This window comes from Rodentibacter pneumotropicus DSM 21403, from assembly GCF_000379905.1.
GTDB classification, from domain to species: Bacteria; Pseudomonadota; Gammaproteobacteria; order Enterobacterales; family Pasteurellaceae; genus Rodentibacter; species Rodentibacter pneumotropicus.
Genome location: NZ_KB904043.1, coordinates 20,225 through 41,910 on the forward strand (window position 1 = coordinate 20,225; position 21,686 = coordinate 41,910).

The window sequence follows — 21,686 nt, forward strand, 5'->3', positions numbered from 1 at the left end:
CCATTCTACTTGAAAGTGTAGTCACTATTCTATGCCTTTTTCAATTTATGCTGCAAAATTTGACGAGAAGGACATAACCATAAAATCTATAAACTTGCAGGCTCAACCAACTGAACATTATGCAACTAACTGATACAAAAAAGTGCGGTAAATTTGACCGCACTTTTTCATTCCAAACACTGAGAAAATTATTCCCCACGTTTCAGCATTCCTTGTTTTTTCAAATTAACCAAAATAATTGAAATTGCCGCCGGTGTGATACCGGAAATACGGCTTGCTTGTCCGATAGAAACAGGGCGGTGCTGTTCTAATTTGGCACGAACTTCGTTTGATAATCCCGATACTTTGGCATAATCAAATTGAGCCGGAATAGCCGTATTTTCATGACGTTTTTGTTTTTCGATTTCTTCTTCCTGATGTTCAATATAGCCTTGGTATTTTATGGCTATTTCCACTTGTTCCACAGCTTCCTTATCAGCCATCGCCGGTTGGTAAGGGGTTAAAGCAGTTAAAATCTCATAATTCATTTCAGGGCGGCGTAATAGATCCTCACCATTCGCCTCACGCACAAGCGGGCTGCTTAGCACTTTATTGGCTTCTTCCAAATATTCCGAGCGGGGGTGTAACCAAATGCAGCGTAAACGTTGGCGTTCAAGCTCAATATTTTCCATTTTTTGATTAAAACGAGCCCAACGTTTTTCATCAATTAAACCAAATTCATGGGCAATCGGTGTTAAACGAATATCGGCGTTATCCTCACGTAATAACAAACGATATTCCGCACGAGAGGTAAATACACGGTAGGGTTCTTTCGTGCCGAGGGTGCAAAGATCATCAACCAATACACCAATATATGCCTGATCACGACGTGGATACCATGAATCCTTCTCTTGTACGTAAAGACCCGCATTGATCCCTGCCAATAGTCCTTGTGCAGCGGCTTCTTCATATCCGGTTGTGCCATTAATTTGGCCGGCAAAGAATAATCCCGAAATGGCTTTGGTTTCCAAGGTTGGCTTTAGATCACGGGGATCAAAATAATCATATTCAATAGCATAACCCGGTTTGACAATTCGGGCATTTTCCAAGCCTTTCATTGAATTAACGATCTTCATTTGTACGTCAAACGGAAGACTGGTCGAAATCCCATTTGGATAAACCTCATTACTGGTTAATCCTTCCGGCTCTAAATAAATTTGATGAGAATTACGATCCGCAAAACGCATCACTTTATCTTCAATCGACGGACAATAACGAGGTCCGATCCCTTCGATCACACCGGTGTACATTGGGCTACGATCCAAATTATTGCGGATCACCTCATGAGTTTGATCATTAGTATGGGTGATATAACAAGGGATTTGTTGCGGGTGATCCGATATCGCTCCCATAAAAGAAAACACCGGTAATACAGCATCACCATGCTGTTTGGTGAGTACATCAAAATCGATAGTACGAGCATCAATACGTGGAGGCGTGCCTGTTTTTAGGCGATCCACGCGTAAATTCAGATCGCGTAAACGCTCAGCTAACATGGTTGAAGCAGGATCCCCTGCACGACCCCCCGTGTAATTTTCCAAGCCAATATGGATCTTGCCCGCTAAAAAAGTACCAGCTGTTAGGATCACAGATCTTGCACGGAATTTTAATCCCATTTTAGTAACAACACCGGTCACACGATCCTGTTCAATCAAAATATCCGTAGCTTCTTGTTGGAAAATATCCAAATTTGACTGATTTTCTAATGCGATTCTTACCGCTTGTCGGTATAAAACGCGATCTGCCTGAGCGCGGGTTGCACGTACAGCAGGGCCTTTACTACTGTTGAGCGTACGGAATTGGATCCCCGCTTTATCGGCTGCATGAGCCATTAAACCGCCCATGGCATCAACTTCTTTTACTAAGTGGCCTTTACCGATCCCACCAATGGCAGGATTACAGGACATTTGTCCTAAAGTATCGACATTATGGGTTAATAAAAGGGTTTTTAACCCCATACGTGCCGGTGCAAGAGCGGCTTCAGTTCCAGCATGACCGCCACCGATTACGATCACATCATAGGTTTCAGTATAAAACATCGTTTTCTCTAATTTATTCGGATCTAAAAATGTACGCTATTCTACAAAAATTCGGTTTTTCTTGAAAGAAAGAATTGGATCTTGAGAATTTACAAAGGATCTAAAAAATCTTTAGGTAATAAGTTTAAGATCTTTTTATATATAGAGATCTTATTATTGTTACTATTAGGATCCTTTGATTGTGTGAATAACGCTTTTTTCTTTTTATAAATGAATAAGTTAGATCCTATTGAAAAATGTTGATCAATGATAAAAATAGTCATCATTCATTGTGGATAATTTGAGTATTTATCCACAGAAGACAAAAATTGAGATCTTATTCAGTGAAAAAATACAGGTTTTTGACAGATTTTTTATGAGTTATACACAGATAAAAACGATGACCATAAAGATCATCGTCCTTTTTATGAGAGGGATTGAACAAATAGAGGAAGCCAATTTTCACTATAGTTTTCAGGATCATCAACATTGAGAACATCAATTTTTAAGGTTTCGCAAAGTTTAACTGAATTTTTTTGTTCTAAAATGTTTTCAATATGATTTGTCGCATAACAAAAAGTATCGTAATCCGAATTGCCTAAACCTACAATGGCAAAACGTAAATGCGAAAGATCAAGATCGGATTGTGCTATTTGATCAAAGAGCGGTCGTAAATTATCCGGAATTTCTCCTGCACCATGGGTAGAAGTGACGATCAACCATAACGCTTCATCAATCACATCATCATACTGTGCGCCGTGAAAAAGAGCGGTTGGAAATCCTTGTGTTTTTAAAATATCTTCTAGATGTTCGGCAACATACTCGGCGGTGCCTAAAGTGCTGCCTGAAATAATACAAACTTTCATAAAAATTATCTAAAGTAAAGGCTTAGAAAATCTAAGCCTTTTACGGAGTTAAACGTTATCAAATTTACCGAGCAATGAACGAATATGTTCTTGCCAGTTGCGGTGTTCATTTTTTAATTGTTCATTTTCACTTTGCAATGTTTCAACGGTTTGTTGAGATTGGCTATTTTGTTCTTTTAATTCTTCCACTTCAAGTTGAAGTAACTGAATCGTTTCTACCGCTTGCTTAATTTTATCTTCAAGCTGGTTTAAGATTTCTAATGACATAGTGATTTCCTTTTAAAATAACGTCCGAAACGGCTTTATTGTACCCACTTCACTTTTCTTTTTAAAGACTTCAGTAAAAATTTATTATGCAAACGTTTGCATAATGTTAAAATAGCACGATTTTTTGCTTGGAATAACGGAGATAAAAAATGAATCGTGCATTGGCTATTGAATTTTCTCGTGTTACGGAAGCTGCTGCATTAGCGGCTTATACTTGGCTTGGACGCGGTGACAAAAATGCGGCGGATGAAGCAGCAGTGAAAGCAATGCGTTATATGCTAAATCTTATTCATATGGATGGTGAAATTGTTATTGGAGAAGGTGAAATTGATAAAGCCCCTATGCTTTATATCGGTGAAAAAGTCGGTTCAGGTAATGGGGAGCTTGTTTCTATTGCTGTTGATCCTATTGATGGCACACGTATGACGGCAATGGGACAATCCAATGCTATTTCTGTACTGGCTGCAGGCGGAAAAAGAACTTTCTTAAAAGCACCGGATATGTATATGGAAAAAATTGTCGTAGGTCCGGAAGTCAAAGGAATGATTGATCTTAATTTACCTATTGAACAAAATCTTCGTCGTACCGCTTCACGTTTAGGAAAATCCTTATCCGATCTAACTGTAATGGTGTTAGCTAAGCCTCGCCACGATGTCGTAATCCAACAAATGCATGATTTGGGCATTCGTGTTATGGCAATTCCGGATGGTGATGTTGCAGCTTCCGTTTTATGTTGTTTGCCCGATGCTGAAGTGGATATGGTCTATGGCATTGGCGGGGCGCCTGAAGGTGTCGCTGCCGCTGCGGCTGTTCGAGCATTAGGCGGTGATATGCAAGCACGTTTAATTCCCCGTAATGAAGTGAAAGGTGATACGGAAGAAAATCGAAAAATTGCTTCAGAAGAAATTCAACGTTGTGAAGAATTAGGCGTTAAAGTGAATGAAATATTAAAATTAGAAGATATTGTTCGTGATGATAATCTAGTGTTTGCCGCCACAGGTATTACACACGGTGAATTACTTAAAGGAATTTCTCGTCGAGGCAATCTTGCTACAACTGAAACCCTATTAATTAGGGGGAAATCACGTACTATTCGTAAAATTCAATCCACTCATTATTTGGATCGCAAAGATTTCGAAATTTATAATATTTTGAGAAGCTAGTAATAATAAAAGTGCGGTTAAAATTTAATGTGTTTTTTGCATTACTCATAACTTTAAAAATAGGGACTGTCTTGAACGACTAAAACAAATTTCTATTAACTGGCAGTTTAAGTCCCTATTGTTAGTATTCTGTTCACACTCCGTCACATACACTCAAAATGAGCTTTGAGAATACCTTTAAATTTCTGTAAATGCTGTTTTGCTTGAAGCCAAAAAGTATTAATCCTGTTTTCGACAAACTGTATGTTGTAATTAATGCAAAAATGGTTAAATTTTCTCATATTAAGCACATCATACCTTTGATGGAAATCCCTATAAACAATGCTATCAGGCTTCATTATTTCTCATTTGGACACTTTACCCTAAACGGAAAATTTATCAGTTGTCTAGGGTAGCACAAGTTTTTGTTTTTATAATAATTCTCTTCTCAACGTTTATTCTTTTATACTTGTTAATATTGAGTAAAATTTTTATTGTATTTTGGTAAATAAAAGCATAGTCTTATTGATGAATTATTCATCAATAAGGAGAAAAAATATGCAAATGCCGTTCAAAAAAATATTACTTGCCGGGTTGTTTACTTCCGTAATTAGCTTTTCTCAAGTCAGTTGGGCAAGTAACTCTGCGCTAACCACAAATACCGCCTCCGCACGCTATGACAGCAGTACCGATATTTTCCAACCTATTTATGCGAAAAACGGAATGGTAGCTTCCGAACAGGCTATTGCGACTCAAGTCGGTGTTGAAATACTGAAACAGGGTGGTAATGCGGTAGATGCTGCTGTTGCCGTTGGATTTGCTTTAGCCGTTGTGCTACCAAATGCCGGTAATATCGGCGGCGGAGGTTTTATGGTATTGCATAATGAGAAAACAGGGGAGGATTTAGCCCTTGATTTTAGAGAAACAGCACCATTAAAAGCCTCTCGTGATATGTATTTAGATGCAAACGGGCAAGTTAAAGACGGTAAATCATTGTTTACACATTTTGCTGTCGGCGTACCGGGTACAGTGGCTGGGATGGAGATGGCTTTAAAAAAATGGGGAACAATGCCTTTGCATAAAGTGTTAGAGCCAGCAATCAAATTAGCTGAGGAAGGTTTTCCTATTAGCCAAACACTTGCTAACTTACTTGATACGGAGAAAGAAGTTTTAGGTAAATGGCAGAGTAGCCGCAAAATCTTCTTTAAAAACGACCGCACTTTAGCTGCCGGTGAACAGTTAATCCAAAAAGATTTGGCTAATTCTTTAAAACTCATTGCTAAAGAAGGCGCTAAGGCTTTTTATGAGGGAGAAATTGCGGAAAAAATCGTACAAGAAATGAAACAACATAACGGCTTAATCAGCCTTGAAGATATGCGCAACTATAAAGCGATTGAGCGCCGGCCGATAGTGGGGAATTATCGTGGTTATAAGGTTGTAACTATGCCTCCACCAAGCTCGGGCGGTATCCATTTAGTGCAATTATTTAATATGTTGGAAAATTATCCGCTTGATGAATTCGGTGCAAACAGTGCAAAAACTATTCATTATTTAGCCGAATCGATGAAATTGGCTTACGCGGATCGTTCCGAATATCTTGGTGATCCGGATTTTGTGAAGATTCCTGTATCCGGTTTAATTTCAAAAAATTATGCTAACTCCTTGATTCAAAATATTAAGGAAAATTATGCCCGTCCTGCAACGGAAATTAAGCCCGGTAAACCTCAACCCTATGAAAGTGATCAAACCACGCACTATTCGGTTATGGATAGTGCAGGTAATGCAGTTGCTGTTACTTATACACTGAATCTGAATTTTGGTAGTGGTATTGTTGCTGAAGGAACAGGTATTTTACTAAACAATGAAATGGATGATTTTTCGGCGAAACCCGGAGTAGCTAATGCATTCGGCCTAATCGGTGGTGATGCAAATGCAATTGAAGCGAAAAAACGTCCTCTTTCATCAATGACGCCGACTATAGTTCTAAAAGATAATAAACCTTGGCTAGTGACAGGTAGTCCGGGTGGGGCTCGAATTATTACGACGGTTCTACAAAGTATTTCTAATACAATTGACCATAATATGAACCCTGCGGAAGCAATTGTTGCACCAAGAATTCATCATCAATGGTTACCGGATGAATTACGAATTGAGGAAGGTATTAGCCCTGACACTTTAGCATTACTTAAAGCTAAAGGGCATAAAATCAAGTTAAAAGCACCAATGGGACGTGTGCAAATTATTCAAGCGCGCGACGGTGGCTTTTATGGTTATTCCGACCCTCGTAATCCTGATGGAAAAACATTAGGATTCTAATGGATATAAAAATCCCTGCTTGAGTATTTCAGGCAGGGATTTTTGTTATTTCAAAATTAATATCGGTTTGTTCCCATATTTTGCCACTCGTCGGGTATTATTACTTAACCCTTTAGTATGAGGCTTGCTACTGGCAAGCATAATGATTAAATCTACCGATTTTTCTTCTGCAATTCGATTAATTTCCTCATAAATTGTGCCGTGTGCGACGATGTGTTGCACCTTCGCCTTTTCGGGAAAATGTTTGGCGGTAAAATCGTGCAGTGCTTTGTTCACTTCTGCAATCAGGGATTTATCAAAATTTTTTGGCAGGAAAGCGGAAATAAAGCTATCATCCACCGGTTCGACAATAGTAACCACACGAAATAGTGTATTGGGATTATGTTCAACCAAGCGTAATGCAGTTTCAACTACTTTTTCTGAACCTTTTGGATTGTTCAGATCAATGGCGAGCAGTAATTTGTTATACATAATTTATCCTTTTCATCAGTATGGCGGACATTCTTAATATTAATTGAAACACATTCAAAAATGACCGCACTTTCTATTAAGATTTTTCTCTTCTCCGCTGATTCCAGCCTACCAAGAAAATTATCATTAATCCCGGAATAAACATCCATTCTTTTTCCAATGAAACAAGCGGTAAAGAAATATCAATAATGGTTTGATCCCAATTTAACCCTGCTTTTGCCGCCGGAGAATCCGTTTCCACCATATCAATTACTACTTTATCAATTTGTTTTCCATCCACCTCAATTTTTTCCTGTGTATGCAGCAGGGTTAAACCGAGATTTTGCAAACGTTGTTCTCCTGTTTCTCCCTGTGGCACGGAAAGTTGTGAGTAAAATTCGATTTGTTTACCGTAAGGATTCATTCCCGATACCTTGAGCTGCAGATTTTGCCCTACCGGTGTTTTTTCCAGCTCTTTTACTAAAGATGACGGCTCAATATGATGAGAAGTCGGTGAAACATACTCCATAAAAAATCCCGGTCGGAAAATCACAAATGCGCCCAAAATTAATAGTGCTGTTTCCCACCATCTGTTTTTAACAAAGAAATGATTCATTGTTGCCGCGGTAAATGCCAGTATCGCTAACGTAGAAACCACAGCGACAAGTGTTCCCTTTACCCAACCGACATCCAGTAACAATAAATCGGTATTAAAAATGAACAAGAAAGGAAGAATTGCCGTACGCAAGCTATAAAAGAACGCAATCATTCCGGTTTTTATCGGATTTCCGCCTGAAACTGCGGCGGCAGCAAATGATGCTAGCCCGACAGGGGGCGTTACATCTGCCATAATGCCGAAATAGAATACGAACAAATGGACGGCAATGAGTGGCACTATCAACCCGTTTTGTTTGCCGACTTCGACAATAACCAATGCCATTAATGAGGAAACAACAATATAGTTAGCCGTTGTCGGTAACCCCATTCCTAAAATCAAACTGAATATGGAGACGAGAATTAGCATTAATAAAATATTGCCCATCGACAGTACTTCAATAATGCCGGATAGCTGTACGCCGAATCCGGTTAAAGAAACAACACCGACGATAATTCCGGCGGTTGCCGTTGCAATGCCTATACCAATCATATTTCTCGCCCCGGTTTCTAATCCGTCAATTAAGGTTTTTACACCTTCAACGAAAAGCGATGAGGTAATAGGCTGCTTACGGAAATAATGTAGTAACGGTTTTTGTGTGAGTAAAATCACCGCAAGTGCCATTGTTCCCCAGAATGCGGAAAGCCCCGGTGATAACATTTCCACCATTAAACACCAAATTAATACTACGACGGGAATCAGAAAATGCAGTCCTGCATTCACCGTTGGTTTGGCTGACGGCAGTGCGACCATCGGCGCATTAGGATCATCGACTTCCAAATCAGGAAATTTTGCTACTCGGCGGATAAGTAATAAATAAACCGCTGTAAGCAATACGCAAACAATAAGGAAAGCGTAGTTTGGCGCAATGGTTTTAATCCACCCTAAGCCGAAATGAACCACGCCGGTTAAGCCTATGACGACCAAAAGTGCGGTCAAAATTTTTAATAAAACGATCAAAATCGGATTTGGCGGATCAGTTCTCGGTAAGCCTTTTAAATTCATTTTTAAGGCTTCCAAATGAACGATATAAACCAATGCAATATATGAAATCAATGCCGGTAACGCCGCGTGGGTGATTAATTGGCTATATGGCATATTCACATATTCAATCATCAAAAAGGCGGCAGCACCCATAACCGGCGGCATAATCTGCCCATTTACGGAGGAGGCGACTTCAACTGCCCCCGCTTTTTCTGCGGAAAACCCAACCCGTTTCATCATTGGAATGGTAAATGTTCCCGTCGTTACTACATTGGCAATGGATGAACCGGAAATTAATCCGGTCAAGCCTGAGGACACGACGGCTGCTTTAGCCGGACCGCCGCGTAAATGCCCTAAATAGGCAAAGGCTGTTTTGATAAAATAGTTGCCCGCGCCCGCTTTATCCAATAACGCACCGAATAAGACAAATAAAAACACATATTTCGTGGAAACGCCCAATGCCACGCCGAATACGCCCTCTGTGGTTACCCATTGCTGATTGATTATTTGAGAAAGTGAGCCTGAACGGTGGCTGATAATCCAATCTGTCGGTAAAAATTGTCCAAAATAGTTATACAGTAGAAAGACGGATGCGATAATAACCAAAGGCAACCCCAAACTACGCCGACAAGCCTCCAATAGCAAAATAATCCCTAAACAGCCGGCAATAATATCTGATGTATTGGGTGCACCGAAACGGGTAACTAATCCCTCATAAAAGAAAATATAATATGCACCTAAAAATGCCCCTAAAATGGCAAACAACCAATCTTGGTAAGGAACACGGTGTTTTGGAGAGGCTGCAAACGCCGGAAATGCCAAGTAAGCCAGAAATAAGGCAAAAGCTAAGTGAATGGAACGCGCTTTGGTATCATCAACTACCACATTCCATTCCCAGCCCCAACTGCGGATCACTTCTTGCAGCCAAAACGGAAACGGCGAGGTGTAATAAAGCTGAAAAATTGACCACAAAATAGCCGTAACAATAATTAAATTTTTGGTTAAGCCTTTTGGATTTCGCCCTCCCGCATCATTGGATGCAACCATATCTTGCAGATCGTCATAATCCGATTTTTCAGATTTTACCGACATAAAACCTCCAAAAATAAATATTACCGATTAAAACAGGAAAGGCAGGATAACTCCTGCCTAAATTTAATATGCTTGATTATTTTAACCAACCTTTTTCTTTGTAATAACGTACTGCGCCTTCATGCAACGGTGCGGATAGCGCATTTTTGATCATATCTTCCTGTTTTAAATGAGCAAATGCCGGATGGAGACGTTTAAAGCGATCAAAATTGTCGAAAACGGCTTTAACAATGGCATAAACGCTATCCGCATCGACATCAGAGGAAGTAACCAAGGTTGCATATACCCCGAAGGTATCCACCGGATTATCCGTGCCTTTATACAAACCGCCCGGAATGGTTGCTTTCGCATAATACGGATTGTCAGCAACCAATTTGTCAATTTCCGTACCGGTAATCGGCACTAAATGCGCATTACACGAAGCCGCTGCTTCTTTCAATGCGCCATTAGGGTGTCCTACATTATAAGTAATCGCATCTAAATTGTTATCACACATTACCGATGCCATTTCTGCCGGTTTTAATTCTGATGCGACTTTAAATTCTTTATCCGTCCAACCTTTTGCGGCTAAAATCACATTCATTGTCGCACGGGTACCGGAACCCGGATCGCCTACATTAACTCGTTTGCCTTTTAAATCATCAAATTGTTGAATCCCTGAATCGTCGCGAGCCATTAGCGTAAAAGGTTCGGGGTGAATGGAAAAAACGGCGCGCAGTTTATCATTTTTCTTACCTGCAAATGAACTTGTGCCGTTATAAGCGTGATATTGCCAATCGGATTGGGCGATCCCCATTTCCATTTGATTTGCCGCAATCGCATTCAAATTAGCAACAGATGCGCCGGTAGAAGGGGCATTACACTTAATTTGGGTTTTTGCCGTATCGCGGTTTACTAATTGGCAAATTGATTGACCCACTACATAATAAACACCGGTTTGTCCACCGGTACCGATGGTGACAAATTTTTCTGCTGCTTGAGCAGAGAATGCGCCCATTGTTAATACTGCTGCAAGAGAAAGAGTGGAATATTTTTTCATTGTAAAGCCCTCTTATCGTAGATTGTAGAAAATTTAGTAAGATGTTGTGTTATTTTTATGCAATAACCCTGACAACATATACTTGTGCGCCAATATGCGCAATCGTTTTCTTTCAAAAATATGAGCTATTTCACATTTTTTTAACATAAAAATACAATCTATCTCTAAAAGTTCATCTCTATTAGAGAAAAAACGTACTGGTAATACTGTTACAGTCCGGTAAATATCCTTATAACCTTACCGGTGTTTTCATCTTATTTATAGAAATCACCACATGAAACCTATGATCTACGCCCAAATCGGTTATTTAGTGATTCTTTTTTATATGCAATCGTTTGCGTATTTTATCAAAAAGGGCTTGCGCGTCCGTTCATTTTTGCGTATAGTCCAAAACATTCAATTTTGGAGTAAATTATGACCTTTATTCGTACTGTACATCATCACCATCATTTTCCTGAATAATCTTTCGGGCATTTGGTGTGGTCGGAAGATAACTTCCGAGTACGAATGAACCCAAAACCCAATTCAACCCCTCGGAAGCCATTTCGAGGGGTTTTTCTTTATCAAAAATAAATAGGAATACAATATGACAACCAACAGACTTCGCATTGCTATGCAAAAATCCGGACGCTTAAGCACCGATTGCCAAATCCTACTTAAGCAGTGCGGTGTAAAAATCAACTGGAATACACAGCGGCTTATCGCCTATTCGGAAAATCTGCCGATTGAGATTTTGAGAGTGCGGGACGATGATATTCCGGGCTTAATTTTCGATGGCGTGGTTGATCTCGGCATTATCGGCGAAAATGTACTGGAAGAAGTAGCGTTAGGACGGCTTGCCAGTGGTGAAAATGCTGACTACAAGCTACTGAAGCGCCTTGATTTTGGCGGCTGCCATCTCTCCCTTGCTTTGCCCCGAGATGCCGATTATCAGAATATCGGCGATTTAGCCAACGCCCGCATTGCCACCTCTTATCCAAACCTGCTCAAACGCTATATGCAACAGCACAATATCCCGTTTAAAAATTGTCTGTTGACCGGCTCGGTCGAGGTTGCCCCGAGTGCCGGTTTAGCGAATGCCATTTGCGATTTAGTGTCGTCTGGTGCGACGTTAGAGGCAAACGGTTTACGCGAGGTGGAAGTGATTTATCGTTCCAGCGCTTGTTTGGTGCAGCGTACCAGCGAGATAGATTGTCAAAAACAGGCGTTAATTGACCGCTTGCTCACCCGTATTCAAGGGGTACAACAAGCGGCTGAATCAAAATATATTATGCTTCACACCCCCAAACATAAACTCAAAGACATTACTGCGCTACTGCCCGGTGTAGAAAACCCGACTATTCTGCCCCTTGCCCACGACACCAACCAAGTGGCAATGCACGTTGTCAGCCAAGAAAATTTATTTTGGGAAACAATGGAACAACTTAAAGCGATTGGAGCAAGCTCTATTCTGGTCTTGCCTATCGAGAAAATGATGAAGTAATGAAGGAATATATTATGCAGACACGCATTTGGAACACTTTAACAAGAACAGAACAGCAACAAGCTCTCACCCGCCCCGCAATATCGGCTTCAGCGGAGATCAAACAAGCGGTTGAAAATATCCTAAACCTTGTCAAATTACAGGGCGATCGAGTGTTATTTGAGCTAACTGAAAAGTTTGATAAGGTTAAATTAGAGAGCCTAATCGTCTCGCAGACCGATATTCAGCAGGCAGGCGAACGGCTTTCAAGTGAGTTAAAACAGGCAATTCAAACCGCTAAACAAAATATTGCGACTTTTCACCAAGCCCAACAGCCACAAACAGTGGATATTGAAACGCAAGCAGGGATACGTTGCCAAGTGCTGACCCGTCCGATTGAACGGGTTGGGCTGTATATCCCCGGTGGTTCAGCCCCGCTCTTTTCCACCGTACTAATGCTTGCCGTGCCAGCTAAAATCGCTGGTTGTAAAAAGATTGTCTTATGTTCACCACCGCCGATTGCCGATGAAATTCTCTATGCTGCCGAATTGTGTGGAATTGACACCGTCTATGCAGTCGGGGGCGCTCAAGCCATTGCGGCGATGGCGTTCGGCACAGAAACCGTGGCGAAAGTAGATAAAATTTTTGGACCGGGCAATGCCTTTGTGACAGAAGCGAAACGCCAAGTGATGCAAAGTGGTACAGCGATTGATATGCCCGCCGGCCCGTCTGAAGTGTTGGTGATCGCCGATGAATTTGCCGACCCCAATTTTGTCGCCAGCGACTTACTTTCCCAAGCGGAACACGGGGCGGACAGCCAAGTGATGTTGGTCACCAACAGTGAAAGACTGGCAAAAGCGACCGCACTTTCCCTTGAAAAGCAGCTTGAATCCTTGCCACGAAAAGAGACAGCGAGCCAAGCCCTCGCCCACAGCCGAATTTTGATTGCCGAGAGCATTAAACAAGCGGTTGAAATCAGTAACAAATATGCCCCCGAACATTTGGTGGTACAAACGCAAAATGCTCGCGAATTATTGCCATTTCTAGACAACGCAGGCTCAATTTTCTTAGGCGCATTCTCACCCGAAAGTATGAGCGATTACGCCAGTGGCACGAACCACGTTCTGCCCACCTACGGCTACACCCGCACTTATTCCAGTTTAGGTTTGGCGGATTTCAGTAAGCGAATGACGGTACAAGAACTCACCCCACAAGGTTTTCAAGCCCTTGCCCCAACAGTGATGGCAATGGCAAGTGCCGAACAGCTTGAGGCGCACAGACAAGCGGTGGAAGTACGGTTGACGAAGTTGAAGGCAAATGATGAACGATAAACAGCGCATTATTTTAATCCGACACTGTACGCCAGAGATACCTGATATTAGATGCTCTGCTAAACAGGCGCAACATTATTTAGCAGAATACGATCGTACGGAGAACATTCGCTTATCTGAAATCACATTATTCAACTCACAAGAGGTTCTCAATGATATCAGAATGTGTGAATGTATTTATAGTTCGCCTTTACCTCGAGCCAGAATAACAGCAAACGCTTTATTTAACTCAGCTAACATTACATTTTGTGAAGCACTCAAAGAATTTAATTTAAATATCGCAAATATTCCTTTTATTGCGTTATCCGTAAAGTATTGGTTTGTGATTTCTCGTTTACTTTGGTTTGTTGGCTTGAACCGAGCGGAGAAAACGCGGGTTCAAGAAAAATCAAGGGTAAAGGATTTTATGCGGCGACTGTTGGCAGAACAACGTTGTGCGATTGTTGCACACGGTTTTGTGATTAGAGAAATAAAGAACACACTCTTAAAACAAGGTTTTTCGTGTATTTTCTTTGAAAAACAGGGGTGTTTTAGCGTAACGATTTTAGAGAGTAAAGGGGATTAGATAATGATTGTTTAAAACATTACCCGTGTTGGACACGATATTATTTCTTCTACTTCCACCTATTTAATTGAGCATTAAAGATGTAAACATAAAATAGAGACAATAAAATGACGAAACTAAAACACCATTATCCTAAATTACAGATTTTTGTTAAAAGTCTTTTTTACACTCAAACACTAATAATATTCGCGATATTGCTCTCTTATTGGTTAGCAAAAGAATATGATAATCCGTTTGAAAATATCGGTGCGGTGGTGAATAAGATATTTTTTATTTCCACAATACCCACCATTTTAAGTATGTTATGGATTGTTTATAAAGAATATACACGGCAAGATGAAGCAAAAGTATTTGCCGCTCTTTCAATAATATGGTTTATCAATATAGGTATCTTAATCAATGTAAATATACCTTTTTATAATAGTATCAATAAGTTTTCAGGTGGCAGTTTAGCGATTGTCATTCCATTATTTATCATACCGAGATTATTACCTAAAACATAAAAACAGGAAGCCAATATGACAATTTCACAACTTTCCCGAAGCAATATCCAAGCGCTCACCCCGTATCAATCTGCACGGCGATTAGGGGGGAAGGGCGATATTTGGCTGAATGCGAATGAATACCCGATTTCGCCAAACTTTGATTTAATCGATCGCACCTTTAACCGCTATCCCGAACCGCAACCGCAGGCGGTGGTGGAAAGGTATGCTGCCTACGCAGGCGTATCGTCTGACAATGTGTTGGTGAGTCGGGGCGGTGATGAAAGCATTGAACTGATTATCCGTGCATTCTGTGAAGCAGATGATGCCATTTTATACTGCCCACCCACCTATGGCATGTATGCGGTGAGTGCCGAAACCTGTGGCATTGCTTGTAAAACCGTGCCGTTGACGGCAGATTTTCAACTGAATTTGGTGAACATTGAGCGTCAGCTTGACGGCGTGAAAGTGGTGTTTGTGTGCAGCCCAAATAACCCAACGGGCAACCTGATCAAGCGCTCAGATTTGCTCGCTCTTTTACAAATGACCACAGGGCGTGCGATTGTCGTGGTGGACGAAGCCTATATCGAATTTTGCCCTGAGGCAACAATGGCAACGGCGCTGGCAAATTATCCGCATTTGGCGATTATCCGCACCCTTTCCAAAGCCTTTGCGCTAGCGGGGCTACGTTGTGGTTTTACCCTTGCTAATGCGGAAGTGATCCACGTCTTACAAAAAGTGATCGCCCCCTATCCCTTGCCTGTGCCGGTGTCAGATATTGCCGCCCAAGCCTTACAACCACAAGGGCTAACCCAAATGCAACGCCGCATTGCCGAACTTCTCGCCAATCGTGCCGACTTGCAAAAACACCTTGAAAACCTACCGCTTGTAGAGCAGGTTTACCCTAGCGAAGCCAACTACCTTTTGGTGAAATTCAAAGACGGACAAAAGGTGTTTCAATCGCTCTGGGCACAGGGGATTATTCTAAGAGATCAGAATAAGGCATTGAATTTAAAAGATTGTGTGAGGATTACGGTGGGAACGAAAGAGGAGAATGATAGGGTGTTGGAGGCGATTGAAGCAATAAAATGATACCGATCCCCTCGCCCGCTTGCGGGAGAGGGAGGAGAAATCCATCGAATTTCGGTGGGAGAGGGGAAGGGCAAAATCGCTGCAAAAAATGACCGCACTTCCCCCCTCTCTGACGAAATTTCTGTCTGTCCTCTCCCGCAAGGGCGAGAGGATTGATAACCACAGCAAAACATATAAGGAAAAAATGATGCAACCTACCCTTTTTATTGACCGTGATGGCACATTGATTGATGAGCCAAAAACCGATTTTCAAATCGATAGTTTGGAAAAACTCAAATTTGAGCCAAACGTGATCCCCGCCCTGTTGAAATTGCAAAAACACTACCGCTTAGTGATGGTGAGTAATCAAGACGGCTTGGGGACGGCATCTTTTCCACAAGCGGATTTTGACAAGCCGCACAATGCGATGATGGCGTTGTTTCGCTCGCAAGGGATTGAATTTGATGACGTGCTAATTTGTCCGCACAAGCCCGAAGATCAGTGTGCGTGCCGCAAGCCGAAAACCAAACTGTTACAAAAATATATCGACAGAAACTTATTCGATCCTGACCGCTCTTTTGTGATTGGCGACCGTGCCACCGATGTCCAATTAGCCGAAAATCTGGGGATTCGAGCGTTGCAATACCACCCCGAAAAACTGAACTGGGATCGGATGACGGAAAAATTGTTAGGCGAAGCGGTAACCCATATCGGCGAACGCCCGCCGCGCTATGCAAGCGTTGAACGCAAAACCAAAGAAACGGACATCAAAGTACAGGTCTGGTTGGACGAAACGGGCGTGAACGAAATCAGCACCGGCGTGGGCTTTTTTGACCATATGCTTGACCAAATCGCCACCCACGGCGGTTTCCGTATGAACATTTCCTGCAAAGGCGATCTATGGATTGACGAACATCACACGGTGGAAGATACTGCCCTTGCACTCGGCACAGCGTTAAAACAAGCTATCGGCGATAAACGGGGCATTGCCCGCTTTGGTTTTGTGCTGCCAATGGACGAATGCAAAGCCCAATGTGCGTTGGATTTATCGGGTCGCCCGTTTATTAAATTTAAAGCAGAATTTAAACGGGATAAAGTCGGCGATTTCAGCACCGAATTGACCGAGCATTTTTTTCAATCCATCGCTTTCACAATGCTTGCCACCCTACACATCAAAGCGAAAGGCGACAACGACCACCACAAAATCGAAAGTTTGTTTAAAGTGTTTGGGAGAACCTTAAGACAGGCGATAAGGATTGAGGGGGAGGAGTTGCCGAGTAGTAAGGGAGTTCTTTAATGGTCGTTCTGGAAATATTATAAAATGCTAAATAAATTAGATTATTGGCTTGTTCATCACCTACTTAATCCCAAACTTCTAGGGATAAAACGTTTTGTGGTGGAATTTTGGTTTTTCGGGTTAAAAGAGGCAAGAGCTTGTCTTTTTGCTGGGCTATTTTTTATTGTGATGTTTGCCATACCGAAAACAGGGTTATGGGGTGTTCCCCGCTACGATGCCTTACTCATTTTTGCCATCGTAGTACAAGCGGTAATGTTTTGGGCAAAATTGGAAACTTTAGATGAAATAAAATCAATCACACTATTTCACCTAGTTGGATTTGCCTTGGAATACTTTAAAACATCCAGCAGTATTCAGTCTTGGGCTTATCCTGATTTTGCCTACACCAAAATTGGTGGCGTGCCATTATTCACAGGGTTTATGTATGCTGCTGTGGGGAGCTACATTATCCAAGCGTGGCGGCTACTTGATGTGAAAATCAAAAGCCATCCACCTTATTGGCTTTCTGCTTTGGTGGCTGTACTGATTTACCTTAATTTTTTTACGCACCATTATATTGGTGATTATCGATGGTATTTAGCCGCTTTTTCAATGGGGTTATATGCACGTACTTATGTTTATTTTACCCCTTACGACCGCAAACGCCGTATGCCACTATTGCTTGCCTTTGCGTTAATCGGTTTTTTTATTTGGTTGGCAGAAAATATCGGCACATTTATCGGTATTTGGCAATATCCTAACCAAATGGGCGCGTGGACAACCGTACATTTAGGTAAATGGGGGGCTTGGTCATTATTGATTGTAATGACGTTTACCATTGTGGCAAATTTGAAACATATTAAACAAACTATTCGGGTTTCTAGGGATTGATCCCTATAAAAGTATTAAGATAGCAAGGAATAATATAATGAAATTAGTCATCATCGACACCGCCTGCGCCAATCTTTCCTCCGTCAAATTCGCTTTTGACCGATTGGGCTATGCGGCTGAGATCACAAGCGATCTCAATAAAATTAAATCTGCTGATAAGCTGATTCTGCCCGGGGTGGGAACGGCTGTTGCGGCAATGAAAAACTTACAAGCGCGTGGACTAATTGAGGTGATCCAAAACCTCACCCAACCTGTGTTGGGCATTTGCTTGGGAATGCAACTAATGACGGCATTTTCCGAAGAAGGTAACGTGGACACCCTGAACCTAATGCCAAGCCAAACGGCGTTAATTCCTGATACAAGTTTGCCTTTGCCCCATATGGGCTGGAATAATGTGCGTTATGCGCAAGGTTGCCCACTGTTTGACGGCATTGAGCAAAATAGCCATTTCTATTTTGTGCATAGCTATGCGGTCAGCCCGAATGATAACACCATCGCCACCTGCCATTATGGTGTGGATTTTTCCGCTGCCATTGCCAAAGAGAACTTCTACGGTGTGCAATTCCACCCCGAACGCTCGGGTAAAAATGGGGCGATGTTGTTGCGGAATTTTGTGGAAAAAATCTAGTTTTGTGATCTGACTCGAAAAGTTGGAAGGTCGTGGTTGAACGCTTTTTCCTCCTAGGGTAACTAGTTACCCTAGGTTAAGCATAATTCTATCCCGTTGGGGTAGTGATTAAAGGGGAAAAATGAGTTATACACGTTTGTTTTACCATATTATTTTTCGGACAAAATATGGAATTTATGCGATTAATGAAGAAAATGAACAGGTTTTATATCGCTATATTTGGGGATTTATAAAAAATCATCGGTCTATTTTATATAGAATTAACGGAATGCCTGATCATCTTCATTTATTTGTGCAATTACATCAAACGATTTCTGTTGCTGAATTTGTTCGTAAATTAAAGAAAGCAACGCATTTATTTTTAGATAAAAATAAAGATTTATTTCCCGATTTTACAGAATGGTCTGTGGGGTATTGTGCGTTAAGTTATGGTGAATTAGAGAAAGAAAAGGTCATCAATTATATAAAAAATCAAAAAGGGCATCACCAAACCACTGATTTTAGAAATGAGATGATTACTTTATTTCAGAATGAAGAAATCAAATTTGATTCTACATTTTTTGAAGACAACATATAGCTGCCCTAAAAGAGCAGAATAATGTTTAACCTAGGGTAATTTATTACCCTAGGTATAGTAGGAGAGTATATGCAAACCTCACAAATTATCCCTGCCCTTGACTTAATTGATGGTCAAGTGGTGCGGTTATATCAGGGCGATTATGCCCAAAAAACCTTGTATAGCGATAATCCCGTGGCACAATTTCAGGATTACGTGCGTCAAGGGGCAAAACAACTTCATTTGGTGGATTTAACAGGGGCGAAAGCCCCGGCTACACGCCAAACTAAGCTGATTGGTGAAATTATCGCGCAAGTCCAATGCCCGATCCAAATCGGTGGTGGTATTCGCTCAGAGCAAGATGTGGCGGATTTACTGGCTGTTGGGGCAAATCGCGTGGTGATTGGTTCAACGGCGGTGAAACAACCCGAATTAGTCAAAGGCTGGTTCAATCGATACGGCGCGGAAAAATTTGTACTGGCATTAGATGTCAATATTGATGCAAGCGGTCAAAAAATGGTGGCCATTAGCGGTTGGCAAGAGGCAAGCGGGGTATCCCTTGACGCCTTGATTGACGACTTTTGTGAAGTGGGATTAGCGCACGTTTTATGCACCGATATTGCCCGTGATGGCACGTTGGCGGGGTCAAACGTTGCACTTTATCGCGAAATTTGCACCGCTTTCCCTGAGGTGCAATTTCAGTCGTCAGGCGGCATTGGCAGTCTGGCGGATATTGCAGCCCTGAAAGAGACAGGCGTGGCAGGCGTGATTGTCGGGCGGGCGTTACTTGAAGGAAAATTCAACGTGGCGGAGGCGATCGAATGTTGGCAAAACGGATAATTCCTTGTTTAGATGTGAAAGATGGGCAAGTGGTGAAGGGCGTGCAGTTTCGCAACCACGAAATTATCGGCGACATCGTGCCACTTGCACAGCGTTATGCACAGGAAGGGGCGGACGAACTGGTGTTTTATGACATTACGGCTTCATCAGATGGTCGCACAGTGGATAAAAGCTGGGTGGCGCGTGTCGCCCAAGTGATTGATATTCCGTTTTGCGTAGCAGGTGGTATCAAGACGGTAGAAGATGCGGAAAAACTGTTTGCTTTTGGCGCGGATAAGATCTCGATCAACTCGCCTGCTCTCGCCGATCCTGATCTCATTTCGCGTCTTGCGGATCGTTTTGGGGTGCAAGCGGTTGTGGTGGGGATTGATAGCTGGTTTGAGCAAGAAACGGGCAAATACTGGGTCAATCAATACACAGGGGATGAAAAACGTACCCGCCAAACCCAATGGCAGTTGCTTGACTGGGTCAAAGAAGTACAGCAACGGGGCGCTGGGGAAATCGTGTTAAATATGATGAACCAAGACGGTGTGCGAAAGGGCTACGATCTGGAACAGCTTAAAAAAGTGCGGTCGGTTTGCAATGTCCCTTTGATTGCTTCAGGCGGAGCAGGCGAAATGGTACATTTCCGTGATGCGTTTATTGAAGCGAACGTGGACGGCGCATTGGCGGCGAGTGTGTTTCATAAACAGATTATTCAGATTGGGGAATTGAAAGATTATTTAACTAAAGAAAGTGTGGAAGTTAGAAAGTAAAGAAGAAATAAATGATTTTTAAAACATTGGATGAATGCTATGAATACGCATATTCACTTTTGGAAAGTGACGGGTATTTTAATGACGAATCGTCAGGATTATCTACATATTTACAACATCATTCAGAGACGGTAATTAGTGTAATGAAAGAAAAAGGATATGATGGTCCACTAAGTTTTGAAGGTGGGTACTATAATGAAAGGGGAGCTTTATACTGGCTCTTTGATGAAAATCGAATGGATCGTGATAAAGCCATAGAATTAACAAATAAATGGGTAAAATCTCAACAGGAAATAGAGTGATAATGAATAATTCAAATAAAATAGATTGGCAAAAAGTCGATAACCTACTCCCCGTTATCGTGCAAAATGCAAAAACGTGCGAAGTGCTAATGCTCGGTTATATGAACCCTGAAGCCTTAGAAAAAACACTTGCCGAAAAAAGAGTTACCTTCTATTCCCGTACAAAACAGCGGCTATGGACAAAGGGAGAAACCTCAGGCAATTTTCTTAACGTGGTGGATATGAGCCTTGATTGTGATAATGACAGCCTGTTAATCCTTGCCGATCCGATAGGGGAAACCTGCCATACAGGGCAAGAAAGCTGTTTTCACCAATTTAGCTCATCTAGCGAACCCGCTTGGATTTTTTTCAGTAAATTGGAGAGTTTGATCGCCAGTCGTAAAGGGAGCGATCCGCAAAGTTCCTACACCGCCGAGCTTTATGCGAAAGGCACAAAACGGATCGCACAGAAAGTCGGCGAGGAAGGCGTGGAAACGGCCCTCGCGGCAACAGTGAAAGATCGTGAGGAAACCATTTGCGAGGCGGCGGATCTGGCTTATCATCTTACGGTGTTATTGCAAGATGCCAATTTAGCTTGGGAAGATGTGATTAGTAAATTAAAACAGCGTCATACCGGATAATTTTCGCATTGTAAGGCTAGCTTTTAAGAATGGGTGCTT

General features: G+C 41.8%; 21 protein-coding genes and 1 other annotated feature. Of the genes, 15 read left to right on the top strand and 6 right to left on the bottom strand.

Going from position 1 to position 21,686, the window contains the following annotated elements:
* Positions 1-188 precede the first annotated feature (188 nt).
* The 3 genes from mnmG to zapB all read right to left on the bottom strand — a co-directional run bounded on the left by mnmG (position 189) and on the right by zapB (position 3,190).
* Positions 189-2,078: a tRNA uridine-5-carboxymethylaminomethyl(34) synthesis enzyme MnmG gene (gene mnmG / locus A3GE_RS0103310; protein ID WP_018355857.1), complete on the bottom strand. Its 1,890-nt coding sequence runs from the start codon at positions 2,076-2,078 to the stop codon at positions 189-191.
* Between the two features lie 404 nt (positions 2,079-2,482).
* Positions 2,483-2,923 carry an FMN-binding protein MioC gene (mioC, locus tag A3GE_RS0103315; RefSeq protein WP_018355858.1) on the bottom strand — a complete coding sequence of 147 codons (441 nt, stop codon included), beginning with the start codon at positions 2,921-2,923 and terminating at the stop codon, positions 2,483-2,485.
* 48 nt (positions 2,924-2,971) lie between these two features.
* Positions 2,972-3,190 (bottom strand): cell division protein ZapB, encoded by a 219-nt coding sequence (gene zapB / locus A3GE_RS0103320; protein ID WP_018355859.1) that lies wholly within the window; start codon positions 3,188-3,190, stop codon positions 2,972-2,974.
* A 149-nt stretch (positions 3,191-3,339) separates the two neighbouring features.
* On the opposite strand from zapB, the gene glpX reads away from it, so the two are divergent.
* Positions 3,340-4,353 carry a class II fructose-bisphosphatase gene (gene glpX / locus A3GE_RS0103325; RefSeq protein WP_018355860.1) on the top strand — a complete coding sequence of 338 codons (1,014 nt, stop codon included), beginning with the start codon at positions 3,340-3,342 and terminating at the stop codon, positions 4,351-4,353.
* A 537-nt stretch (positions 4,354-4,890) separates the two neighbouring features.
* On the top strand, positions 4,891-6,648 hold the full coding sequence (ggt, locus tag A3GE_RS0103335) for a gamma-glutamyltransferase (protein WP_018355862.1): 1,758 nt from the start codon (positions 4,891-4,893) through the stop codon (positions 6,646-6,648).
* Positions 6,649-6,693: 45 nt separating this feature from the next.
* Here the strand turns inward: ggt and A3GE_RS0103340 are convergent, their stop codons facing one another.
* The 3 genes from A3GE_RS0103340 to A3GE_RS0103350 all read right to left on the bottom strand — a co-directional run bounded on the left by A3GE_RS0103340 (position 6,694) and on the right by A3GE_RS0103350 (position 10,868).
* Positions 6,694-7,119, bottom strand: coding sequence for a universal stress protein (locus A3GE_RS0103340; RefSeq protein WP_018355863.1), 426 nt, complete (start codon positions 7,117-7,119; stop codon positions 6,694-6,696).
* 76 nt (positions 7,120-7,195) lie between these two features.
* The gene (locus A3GE_RS0103345) at positions 7,196-9,829 is read right to left on the bottom strand and encodes a TRAP transporter permease (RefSeq protein WP_018355864.1); all 2,634 of its coding nucleotides are present in this window, start codon (positions 9,827-9,829) and stop codon (positions 7,196-7,198) included.
* Between the two features lie 76 nt (positions 9,830-9,905).
* Entirely contained in the window at positions 9,906-10,868 is a 963-nt protein-coding gene (locus A3GE_RS0103350) for a TAXI family TRAP transporter solute-binding subunit (RefSeq protein WP_018355865.1), read from the bottom strand.
* 437 nt (positions 10,869-11,305) lie between these two features.
* Positions 11,306-11,428: a sequence feature (His leader region), on the top strand.
* Positions 11,429-11,454: 26 nt separating this feature from the next.
* Here A3GE_RS0103350 and hisG point away from each other — a divergent pair.
* The 13 genes from hisG to hisIE all read left to right on the top strand — a co-directional run bounded on the left by hisG (position 11,455) and on the right by hisIE (position 21,647).
* The gene (gene hisG / locus A3GE_RS0103365; RefSeq protein WP_018355868.1) at positions 11,455-12,351 is read left to right on the top strand and encodes an ATP phosphoribosyltransferase; all 897 of its coding nucleotides are present in this window, start codon (positions 11,455-11,457) and stop codon (positions 12,349-12,351) included.
* 14 nt (positions 12,352-12,365) lie between these two features.
* Positions 12,366-13,661: a histidinol dehydrogenase gene (gene hisD, locus A3GE_RS0103370; RefSeq protein WP_018355869.1), complete on the top strand. Its 1,296-nt coding sequence runs from the start codon at positions 12,366-12,368 to the stop codon at positions 13,659-13,661.
* On the top strand, positions 13,648-14,226 hold the full coding sequence (locus A3GE_RS0103375) for a histidine phosphatase family protein (RefSeq protein ID WP_026215369.1): 579 nt from the start codon (positions 13,648-13,650) through the stop codon (positions 14,224-14,226). Before hisD ends, A3GE_RS0103375 begins: the two co-directional genes overlap by 14 nt.
* A gap of 107 nt (positions 14,227-14,333) precedes the next feature.
* Positions 14,334-14,729: a hypothetical protein gene (locus A3GE_RS0103380; RefSeq protein WP_018355871.1), complete on the top strand. Its 396-nt coding sequence runs from the start codon at positions 14,334-14,336 to the stop codon at positions 14,727-14,729.
* Positions 14,730-14,744: 15 nt separating this feature from the next.
* Positions 14,745-15,800 (top strand): histidinol-phosphate transaminase, encoded by a 1,056-nt coding sequence (hisC, locus tag A3GE_RS0103385; RefSeq protein ID WP_018355872.1) that lies wholly within the window; start codon positions 14,745-14,747, stop codon positions 15,798-15,800.
* A 184-nt stretch (positions 15,801-15,984) separates the two neighbouring features.
* The gene (hisB, locus tag A3GE_RS0103390; RefSeq protein ID WP_179108155.1) at positions 15,985-17,076 is read left to right on the top strand and encodes a bifunctional histidinol-phosphatase/imidazoleglycerol-phosphate dehydratase HisB; all 1,092 of its coding nucleotides are present in this window, start codon (positions 15,985-15,987) and stop codon (positions 17,074-17,076) included.
* A gap of 24 nt (positions 17,077-17,100) precedes the next feature.
* Positions 17,101-17,946, top strand: a complete 846-nt coding sequence (locus A3GE_RS0103395; RefSeq protein WP_018355874.1) for a DUF817 domain-containing protein — start codon at positions 17,101-17,103, stop codon at positions 17,944-17,946.
* A 37-nt stretch (positions 17,947-17,983) separates the two neighbouring features.
* The gene (hisH, locus tag A3GE_RS0103400; RefSeq protein WP_018355875.1) at positions 17,984-18,574 is read left to right on the top strand and encodes an imidazole glycerol phosphate synthase subunit HisH; all 591 of its coding nucleotides are present in this window, start codon (positions 17,984-17,986) and stop codon (positions 18,572-18,574) included.
* A 121-nt stretch (positions 18,575-18,695) separates the two neighbouring features.
* Positions 18,696-19,151, top strand: a complete 456-nt coding sequence (gene tnpA / locus A3GE_RS0103405; RefSeq protein WP_018355876.1) for an IS200/IS605 family transposase — start codon at positions 18,696-18,698, stop codon at positions 19,149-19,151.
* Positions 19,152-19,220: 69 nt separating this feature from the next.
* The gene (hisA, locus tag A3GE_RS0103410) at positions 19,221-19,970 is read left to right on the top strand and encodes a 1-(5-phosphoribosyl)-5-[(5-phosphoribosylamino)methylideneamino]imidazole-4-carboxamide isomerase (protein ID WP_018355877.1); all 750 of its coding nucleotides are present in this window, start codon (positions 19,221-19,223) and stop codon (positions 19,968-19,970) included.
* Entirely contained in the window at positions 19,952-20,725 is a 774-nt protein-coding gene (gene hisF, locus A3GE_RS0103415; protein WP_018355878.1) for an imidazole glycerol phosphate synthase subunit HisF, read from the top strand. Before hisA ends, hisF begins: the two co-directional genes overlap by 19 nt.
* Before the next feature lie 11 nt (positions 20,726-20,736).
* The gene (locus A3GE_RS0103420) at positions 20,737-21,027 is read left to right on the top strand and encodes a hypothetical protein (RefSeq protein WP_018355879.1); all 291 of its coding nucleotides are present in this window, start codon (positions 20,737-20,739) and stop codon (positions 21,025-21,027) included.
* Positions 21,028-21,029: 2 nt separating this feature from the next.
* Positions 21,030-21,647 (top strand): bifunctional phosphoribosyl-AMP cyclohydrolase/phosphoribosyl-ATP diphosphatase HisIE, encoded by a 618-nt coding sequence (hisIE, locus tag A3GE_RS0103425; RefSeq protein ID WP_018355880.1) that lies wholly within the window; start codon positions 21,030-21,032, stop codon positions 21,645-21,647.
* The last annotated feature ends 39 nt before the right edge of the window (positions 21,648-21,686 follow it).

Excerpts from the sequence above, each read along its gene's own strand:
- mioC (WP_018355858.1), bottom strand. The coding sequence starts at position 2,923 with ATGAAAGTTTGTATTATTTCAGGCAGCACTTTAGGCACCGCCGAGTAT.
- A3GE_RS0103340 (WP_018355863.1), bottom strand. The coding sequence starts at position 7,119 with ATGTATAACAAATTACTGCTCGCCATTGATCTGAACAATCCAAAAGGT.
- tnpA (WP_018355876.1), top strand. The coding sequence starts at position 18,696 with ATGAGTTATACACGTTTGTTTTACCATATTATTTTTCGGACAAAATAT.
- glpX (WP_018355860.1), top strand. The coding sequence starts at position 3,340 with ATGAATCGTGCATTGGCTATTGAATTTTCTCGTGTTACGGAAGCTGCT.
- A3GE_RS0103350 (WP_018355865.1), bottom strand. The coding sequence starts at position 10,868 with ATGAAAAAATATTCCACTCTTTCTCTTGCAGCAGTATTAACAATGGGC.
- hisC (WP_018355872.1), top strand. The coding sequence starts at position 14,745 with ATGACAATTTCACAACTTTCCCGAAGCAATATCCAAGCGCTCACCCCG.
- zapB (WP_018355859.1), bottom strand. The coding sequence starts at position 3,190 with ATGTCATTAGAAATCTTAAACCAGCTTGAAGATAAAATTAAGCAAGCG.
- hisA (WP_018355877.1), top strand. The coding sequence starts at position 19,221 with ATGCAAACCTCACAAATTATCCCTGCCCTTGACTTAATTGATGGTCAA.
- hisH (WP_018355875.1), top strand. The coding sequence starts at position 17,984 with ATGAAATTAGTCATCATCGACACCGCCTGCGCCAATCTTTCCTCCGTC.
- A3GE_RS0103395 (WP_018355874.1), top strand. The coding sequence starts at position 17,101 with ATGCTAAATAAATTAGATTATTGGCTTGTTCATCACCTACTTAATCCC.
- hisG (WP_018355868.1), top strand. The coding sequence starts at position 11,455 with ATGACAACCAACAGACTTCGCATTGCTATGCAAAAATCCGGACGCTTA.
- hisD (WP_018355869.1), top strand. The coding sequence starts at position 12,366 with ATGCAGACACGCATTTGGAACACTTTAACAAGAACAGAACAGCAACAA.
- A3GE_RS0103375 (WP_026215369.1), top strand. The coding sequence starts at position 13,648 with ATGATGAACGATAAACAGCGCATTATTTTAATCCGACACTGTACGCCA.
- A3GE_RS0103420 (WP_018355879.1), top strand. The coding sequence starts at position 20,737 with ATGATTTTTAAAACATTGGATGAATGCTATGAATACGCATATTCACTT.
- mnmG (WP_018355857.1), bottom strand. The coding sequence starts at position 2,078 with ATGTTTTATACTGAAACCTATGATGTGATCGTAATCGGTGGCGGTCAT.
- A3GE_RS0103380 (WP_018355871.1), top strand. The coding sequence starts at position 14,334 with ATGACGAAACTAAAACACCATTATCCTAAATTACAGATTTTTGTTAAA.
- hisF (WP_018355878.1), top strand. The coding sequence starts at position 19,952 with ATGTTGGCAAAACGGATAATTCCTTGTTTAGATGTGAAAGATGGGCAA.
- A3GE_RS0103345 (WP_018355864.1), bottom strand. The coding sequence starts at position 9,829 with ATGTCGGTAAAATCTGAAAAATCGGATTATGACGATCTGCAAGATATG.
- hisIE (WP_018355880.1), top strand. The coding sequence starts at position 21,030 with ATGAATAATTCAAATAAAATAGATTGGCAAAAAGTCGATAACCTACTC.
- ggt (WP_018355862.1), top strand. The coding sequence starts at position 4,891 with ATGCAAATGCCGTTCAAAAAAATATTACTTGCCGGGTTGTTTACTTCC.
- hisB (WP_179108155.1), top strand. The coding sequence starts at position 15,985 with ATGATGCAACCTACCCTTTTTATTGACCGTGATGGCACATTGATTGAT.